The sequence below is a fragment of the Dehalococcoidia bacterium genome (assembly GCA_035574915.1).
GTDB lineage: Bacteria > Chloroflexota > Dehalococcoidia > DSTF01 > WHTK01 > DATLYJ01.
On sequence record DATLYJ010000163.1, the window covers coordinates 1 to 6,696 of the forward strand.

The 6,696-nt window shown below is 65.4% G+C and carries 8 protein-coding genes and 1 tRNA gene; 6 read left to right on the plus strand and 3 right to left on the minus strand.

Translation table 11 applies throughout. The features are described from left to right. Nucleotides 1-227: 227 nt before the first annotated feature. On the minus strand, nucleotides 228-551 hold the full coding sequence (locus VNN10_14760; protein ID HXH23283.1) for a metal-sensitive transcriptional regulator: 324 nt from the start codon (nucleotides 549-551) through the stop codon (nucleotides 228-230). 220 nt (nucleotides 552-771) lie between these two features. Here VNN10_14760 and trxA point away from each other — a divergent pair, with 220 nt between their 5' ends. The 5 genes from trxA to VNN10_14785 all read left to right on the plus strand — a co-directional run bounded on the left by trxA (nucleotide 772) and on the right by VNN10_14785 (nucleotide 4,271). Continuing rightward, entirely contained in the window at nucleotides 772-1,098 is a 327-nt protein-coding gene (trxA, locus tag VNN10_14765; GenBank protein ID HXH23284.1) for a thioredoxin, read from the plus strand. A 73-nt stretch (nucleotides 1,099-1,171) separates the two neighbouring features. Further along, nucleotides 1,172-2,101 carry a thioredoxin-disulfide reductase gene (gene trxB / locus VNN10_14770; protein ID HXH23285.1) on the plus strand — a complete coding sequence of 310 codons (930 nt, stop codon included), beginning with the start codon at nucleotides 1,172-1,174 and terminating at the stop codon, nucleotides 2,099-2,101. Between the two features lie 379 nt (nucleotides 2,102-2,480). Beyond that, nucleotides 2,481-3,683 (plus strand): thiolase family protein, encoded by a 1,203-nt coding sequence (locus VNN10_14775; GenBank protein HXH23286.1) that lies wholly within the window; start codon nucleotides 2,481-2,483, stop codon nucleotides 3,681-3,683. 2 nt (nucleotides 3,684-3,685) lie between these two features. Then, nucleotides 3,686-4,096, plus strand: a complete 411-nt coding sequence (locus tag VNN10_14780) for a Zn-ribbon domain-containing OB-fold protein (protein HXH23287.1) — start codon at nucleotides 3,686-3,688, stop codon at nucleotides 4,094-4,096. A 78-nt stretch (nucleotides 4,097-4,174) separates the two neighbouring features. Next, nucleotides 4,175-4,271: transfer RNA gene (locus VNN10_14785), tRNA-Sec, on the plus strand. Between the two features lie 141 nt (nucleotides 4,272-4,412). On the opposite strand, the gene VNN10_14790 is transcribed toward VNN10_14785, so the two are convergent. Then, entirely contained in the window at nucleotides 4,413-5,558 is a 1,146-nt protein-coding gene (locus VNN10_14790; protein HXH23288.1) for a site-specific integrase, read from the minus strand. Continuing rightward, nucleotides 5,539-5,799, minus strand: coding sequence for a helix-turn-helix domain-containing protein (locus VNN10_14795; protein HXH23289.1), 261 nt, complete (start codon nucleotides 5,797-5,799; stop codon nucleotides 5,539-5,541). The genes VNN10_14790 and VNN10_14795 overlap by 20 nt, the downstream gene beginning before the upstream one ends. Before the next feature lie 162 nt (nucleotides 5,800-5,961). Here VNN10_14795 and VNN10_14800 point away from each other — a divergent pair. Then, the coding region (locus tag VNN10_14800; protein HXH23290.1) for a hypothetical protein at nucleotides 5,962-6,696 on the plus strand (735 nt) is incomplete at its 3' end.

A 6,696-nucleotide genomic window follows, 5' to 3' on the forward strand; every position in this document is an offset into this window, starting at 1 on the left:
CCTGGGAGGGGCAGGCCAGCTGCGGGTGGCCAACAGAGCGGAGGGCCGCGACGCCCACCTGCCAGACGGCCGCGTCCATCTTCCTGAGACGCCCATCTACCGCGCCGGCGCGTGTTCGCTGACCGCGATGGCCTTTGGCACTTCACCTCGGTAGGGGACGGCGGCTGCCAGGCGAGGGCATCCGGCCGGAAGCGGCCGCGGGCATCCGGGGCTGATGCCCTGTCGCGTCAGGCGCTGGTCTCGACCGGCCGGTCGATCGCCGGGAGCTCGGAGCGCGCGCCCGGGACAAGGCCGAAGCGCGCCCAGGTCTTGAGGGCGAGGTTCAGTTCGCGGACCAGGTTGGAGTCGGCCGGCAACTCATCGAGGATGCAGCGCTCCAGGTGATGCTCCATGAGCAGAATGCCGACCTGGTCGATGCTGCTGCGCACGGCCATCACCTGGGTCAGCAGCTCCTCGCACTCGCGGCCGCTCTCGAGCATGCGCTGCAGGCCCTGCACCTGACCTTCGATGCGGCGCAAGCGCGTCACTACCGATTTCGTCAGCTCATCCATAGGTTTCAGGGTGGTGGCAATGGGCGCCGCTGGCCGGACCAGCAGACAGCCCTACTCCCTTACATGCCCTTTCCGCCGTTGCGGTGCCGATGTGTCACTGGCCCACCAACGGCAACTGCCCCTCTGGTTGTTTGACATACCCCTCGGGGGTATGCTACAGTCTACTCACCGAGAGGGAACCCTGTCAACGAGACAGCATTCATAGGAGGAAACCGCAGTCATGGCGAAGCCGGCAGACGTTACCGACAGCACCTGGGAGCAGGAAGTCCTCAAGGCGGACAAGCCCGTACTGGTCGACTTCTGGGCCCCGTGGTGCGGCCCCTGCCGCATGGTCGCCCCGATCGTGGAGGAGTTGGCGGACGAGTACGAGGGGAAGGTGCAGTTCCTGAAGTTGAACACGGACGACAACCCTCAGACCGCAATGAAGTACGGCATCCGCAGCATCCCGACGCTGCTGGTCTTCAAGCAGGGCCAGCCTGTCGGCCAGATTATCGGGTTCCGGCCCAAGAGCGACCTCAAGAAGCGCCTCGACTCGGTCCTTCCCTGAGCCAACCTATCGAGGACAACCTGCGGGGGCGGGTCGTAAGCCCGCCCCTGTTCATGCCCGCAAGGCAGATCCAATGACCGTGAACGACTACGACATCGTGATCGTCGGCGGCGGACCGGCCGGGTTAAGCGCCGGCCTCTATGCCGCGCGCGCCCGCCGCAAAACGCTGCTCATCGAACGCGGCGTCATCGGCGGGCAGATCTCACTGACCTCCGCGGTCGAGAACTACCCCGGCTTCATGTCCATCAACGGCTTCGACCTGGCCCAGGAGATGAGGCGCCAGGCAGAAGCAAACGGCCTGAGGATCGTCGACGGCAGCGTCACCTCCGTCGATCTTGACGGCGCCTACAGGGTCGTGAAGGGCCCGGAGGCTGAGTATCGGGCGAAGGCCGTGATCCTGGCGGGCGGGGCGGACCACAACCGTCTGGGAGTGCCGGGGGAGGAGCGTCTCACCGGTCGCGGGGTCTCTTACTGCGCTACCTGCGACGCCGCCTTCTTCAAGGACATGGAGGTCGCGGTCGTGGGTGGCGGGGATTCGGCGCTGGACGAAGGCCTCTTCGTCGCGCGGTACGCCTCGAAGGTCACGATCATCCACCGGCGCGACCAGCTGCGCGCCAGCCGGGTGTTGCAGGAACGCGCCTTTGCGGAGCCGAAGATAACCTTCCGGTGGAACACGGTGGTCACGGAAATCGAAGGCGAGTCGGCTGTGGAAGCGGCGCGTCTGCGCGACGTGGTAACCGGCGAGGAATCGCGACTGGCGGTGGCCGGAGTGTTCGTCTTCATCGGCACGACGCCCAATACGGCATACCTCAAGGGCCTGGTGGACCTCGATGCTGGCGGCCACGTGGTGACCGACCTGTGGATGCGGACGAGCGTACCGGGGATTTTCGCCGCCGGCGATATCCGCACCGAGTCGGCGCGCCAGGTAGTAAGCTCCGCCGGCGACGGCGCAACCGCGGCGATCGCGGCGGACCACTACATCTCGGACGCGTTCCCCGGGTAGCCGCTGCGCTGGCGTCCCCTGGTGAGCCAGGAGAGCGCAGATCCTGCCAGCGCGGTGGCGCTTGATGCGGCATAAGAGGGTCGTGCTCTCGTGCACGACGCGCGCTGGGCCCGGGTTTCCTTCGCCAATTTCGACAGCGTGTCCCCATATCGCGAACCGGCCCGCCCGGCGTCTCGGGCGCGCTCCCGCGAGCGTGAGCTCAGCGTGTTAGGCGCTGGCGGTTGCCGCTGGCTGCAGCCGGTAGATAATCCGGCAGCCCCGGCCGGCGTGCATCATCCCCACGAGGCGCCTGCCGCGCACGACACGGCATCGTGCCTACTGCACTCTCGACCGTCGACTCTGTACTCTTCGGGGGAAGGTTGCGCGGGAGGCATGCGTCATGGGACTCAGGGGCGAAGCGGCGATTGTCGGCATTGCGGAGCTGAAGCCGGAGAGGCGGCCGCAGGGGCCCTTCAAGCTGCCAATCGAGCAGTGGGCCGACCTCGCGAAACGAGCGCTGGACGACGCCGGGATCAGTCCGCGCGAAGTCAACGGCATCTGCTCGTCGTCCTCGATCCGTGAGGCTTCGATGTTCGTGCCGGCGACGATCTCCGAGTACCTCGGGACGAAGGTCAATTTCGCTGAAGTCGTGGACCTGGGCGGCGCGACGGCGGCGGGCATGGTCTGGCGGGCCGCGGCGGCGATAGAGCTCGGCGTCTGCGATGTCGTGGTGTGCGCGCTGCCGTCGATGCCGGGCCCGCAGCCGCCGCAGGCCGACGGCCGCCCACGAGGGATGGGCTTCGGCGCCTCCAGCGCCAACTTCGGCTCGCCCCAGGCGGAGTTCGACATCCCCTACGGCAACGTGGCCCAAAACTGCAGCTACGCCATGATCGCCCAGCGCTACGCCGCCGTGTACGGCTACGACCCCTGGGCGATGGCGAAGATCTGCGTGGACCAGCGGACGAACGCCTGCGCCAACCCTGCCGCGATCTTCTACGGTCAGCCGATAACGGCCGACGACGTGCTCGCGAGTCCGATGATCGCGGACCCGTTACACATGCTCGAGATCGTGATGCCGGTGTCTGGTGGGGCGGCGGTAGTGCTGGCCGGGAAGGAGCGGGCGCGGCGCGCGAAACACCGCCCGGTCTGGGTGCGAGGCTTCGGCGAGCACCTGGAGATCAAGACGCCGACGTACGCGGAGGACATCGTGAAGACGCCCGTTGGCCCGGCCGCGGAGATGGCGTTCGCCATGGCCGGCGCCAGGCGCTCGGACATCGACCTGGTCTCCCTTTACGATTGCTACACGATCACGGTGCTCCTGACCCTCGAGGACGCCGGCTTCTGCGCGAAAGGGGAAGGCGCGAAGTTCATCAAGGAACACGACCTGACTTACAAGGGCGACTTTCCCTGTAATACGCATGGCGGACAGCTCTCCTTCGGGCAAGCGGGACTGGCCGGCGGCATGTCGCATGTGACGGAGGCGACGCGCCAGCTCCAGCAGCGGGCGGGCGAGAACCAGGTGCCGAAGGCGGACCTCGCTTTCGTCTCCGGCACGGGCGGCGTGATGAGTGAGCAGGCGGCGCTGCTGCTGCAGGGAGACTGAGGATGACGATGATGGAGAAGCCGCTGCCTGTGCCGACGCCGACCTCGAGGCCTTTCTGGGAGGGGCTGCGCCAGCGCAAGGTGCTCCTGCAGCGCTGCCTTGACTGCGAGGTCTACGTCCACTATCCGCGGTCCAACTGCCCGAATTGCCTGGGCGCCAACCTCGAATGGCGGGAAGTCTCCGGCCTCGGGACTCTCTACACCTACACGATCGCGCGGCGGCCGACCGCGCCGCAGTTCCAGGACGAGACGCCTCAGAAGATCGCGGTCGTAGAGCTCGACGAAGGCCCGCGGCTGACGACGACACTCGTGAACGTCGACGAGGCCGCGATCAAGGTGGGCATGCGGGTGCGGCCCGTGTTCGAAGATGTCCAGGGGACAGAGGTGACGCTCCTTCGTTACGAGCCGGCGTAGAGCCGGCGCCGGGCGTGCCGTCCTTTACCTCTGCGCCCGGACCGGAGGTCCGGGCCAGCGAACTGCTAGACTCCGGATGGGAGTGGATGGGGCCCGGTGGTTCTCGCGGTCTTCAAAACCGTTGCGGCGCGGCGTCGCCGTGCTGGGAGGGTTCGACTCCCTCGCACTCCCGCCAGGCGAAACCGAACCTAAATCGGCGTCTCAAAGGGCTTCAGGGGCGCGCCTTCGAGCCGTCGGAAACCGCTGTCTCAGGAGTTTTGACAGCAGTTTTGACAGCAACGGCTACAGACAACCAAAGACGCTGGCGACCGACGAGTCAGGAAGATGCGCTGGCGGCGGTCGCCGCGGGCGCGAAAAGGCTCTCCATTTTCCTCGCAGCGTCAGCATGCATTCCGGGCGTCACATGGGAATAGGTGTCAAGGGTCAGAGTGATCGTGCTGTGGCCGAGCATCTCCTGTACCAGCTTGGGGTGAGTGCCTTTCATGAGGTGGAGGCTTGCCGCCGTGTGGCGGAGGTCATGCACGCGGATGTCCGGCAAACCCGCCTGACGCAGGAGTCTGTCGAACCGTTGCGCGAGTCCCGAGGGCTCCAAGGGGCCGCCGTCCCAGCGGCAGAATACGAGGTCCTGGTCCCGCCAGGCGGCGCCGACCTGAAGCCGCTCTTCCAGCTGGCGCTTGCGGTGGGCTTGGATGGCGGCGATGGTTCCATTCGGCAGGGCGATGGTCCGCCTGCTTCGCCTAGTCTTGGGCTCGACGAACACTAAGCCAGCGCCGCGCTGGCGCTGGAGCGCCCGGCGAACCGTCAACGTCTGCAGAGCGAAATCAATGTCCTGCCAGCGCAGGCCAATCGCCTCTCCCAAACGCAGTCCGGTTGTCGCCAGCAAGACCCAGAGGGCGTGCAGCCTGTCGTCGGCGGAAGCTTCGAAAAGCCTGCGAACCTGCTCCTCGCTGAGCGTCTTCATCTCGGAGCGCTCCGGCCGCGGCGGCGTGACCGCGTCGCAGGCGTTTCGCCCGACCAGACCCCACTTGAGAGCCTTCTCCAGGGCGCCGTGGAGGACAGTGTGGCACTGTTCGACGGATCTCTTAGAGAGGCCTTCACCCAGCAACTGCTGGTAGGCTGCGTCGATCATCTGGGGCGTGAGTGCAGCCAATTTTGTCCGACCAAGGAGAGGCTCAAGGCGGCGGACGTTCAACGCGTACGCCTCATGAGTACGCGGTCGGACGCTGGCTCCTGTGTGATCCAGCCACTGAGCCAGGTACTGCGAGACGGTGTGGCTACTGGTCGCGATGGGGATGCCCTTGAGTTGGTCGTGCAGCGCCTCGGTCAACTGCGCCGCAACGATGGACCGATCCCGGTTGATGAACTGCCTTCTCTCGCCATTCGGGAGCGAAATCATCGCCATCCAGCGGCCGTCTTTCCGCTGGAAGATTGTGCCCTCGCCGTTAGCTCTTCGCTTTGCCACGCCTCTTGTTTCCTTGCCTTATCGATGCCTGCGTCTCGGCCTCCTTGGTTCTGAGGAAGTCGAGAACCGCTTCATGTGTTATGCGCACGGTCCTGTGGCCGAGGCGCGCCGCCCGCAGTTGCCCGCTGCTTATGTAGTGGCTGACCGTCGCCCGATGGAGGCCGAGGAGTTCCGCCACCTCCTCTATCGTGTAGAAGGCCTTCGGCGGAGGGGGGCTTGGAAGATTGTGATTCGTTGCCATGCGATGTTATAATACCACAAGCATGGCGGAGCGTAGCAGCACATGACGAGAATCCACCAACTCTTGCGAGGCGCCCTCGAGGCTTGGCGCCCTACTCAGACCACTCCCGGGGAAATTCGCCCGAACTCTACTCTTCCCCCGAGAACGATTACCTCTCCTCTCATGACCCGGCTGGAGAGACTGCGCGCGCTTTTCTTTCGGGAACTGTATCAGGACGACGATCCCACAAGTCCATTCGTCATGTTCGTCGAGGCGGTTATGGCGGAATGGGCCGCTCTCGCACAGAACCTAGCCCATAGGAAGATGGATGAACTCTGGATGGACGCACATCGGAAAGTCAAAGAGGATGAAAAGGCATCGTTGGTTGCAAAGCTCCTTGCTTCCGGCGCGACAGCCCAACAAGCGGAGGAGGAAGCCGAGCGTGCTAGTACCCAGCTTGCCGATCTCGTCCTGGGGTTCGCGAGGGCCGGTCATACGGAGCCAACTGAGTCGGAGGCTGACCAGGCGGTAGGCGAGGCTGCTGTGATGATCGCGCGTGATGCTGACCGCCTGTCCGCATTGTCGCAAGCGGTGGTTAGGAGCCTCAACGTGTCCGCTCTGCATCATGACTGGCTCACTGCCAGACTGGCCTGGGAAGCACGCTACTTGCTCTGGCACGGCAGGAAGCGGGAATCACGTTGGGATCGGTACAGGCTCGCCGGGGGGCTCGTAGAACCACAGCCGCAGGAAGACTCGGTGGACCCCTTCGGCGAATTCACCACTGCCGGCCTTTCCCTTGCGGTATCGCCTCCTCCATGGCGCCCGGGCTCGGTCATCAGGGAGCCGAGACCATCTGTACGGCTCGTGCTGTACGCCGACGAGTCCGACGAACTACACAGACAGAAGTGGGACCAAGCC

Bases quoted from the DNA above. Each gene is read 5' to 3' on its own strand.
- VNN10_14780 (HXH23287.1), top strand. From the start codon at position 3,686: ATGACGATGATGGAGAAGCCGCTGCCTGTGCCGACGCCGACCTCGAGG.
- VNN10_14775 (HXH23286.1), top strand. From the start codon at position 2,481: ATGGGACTCAGGGGCGAAGCGGCGATTGTCGGCATTGCGGAGCTGAAG.
- VNN10_14795 (HXH23289.1), bottom strand. From the start codon at position 5,799: ATGGCAACGAATCACAATCTTCCAAGCCCCCCTCCGCCGAAGGCCTTC.
- VNN10_14760 (HXH23283.1), bottom strand. From the start codon at position 551: ATGGATGAGCTGACGAAATCGGTAGTGACGCGCTTGCGCCGCATCGAA.
- trxA (HXH23284.1), top strand. From the start codon at position 772: ATGGCGAAGCCGGCAGACGTTACCGACAGCACCTGGGAGCAGGAAGTC.
- trxB (HXH23285.1), top strand. From the start codon at position 1,172: ATGACCGTGAACGACTACGACATCGTGATCGTCGGCGGCGGACCGGCC.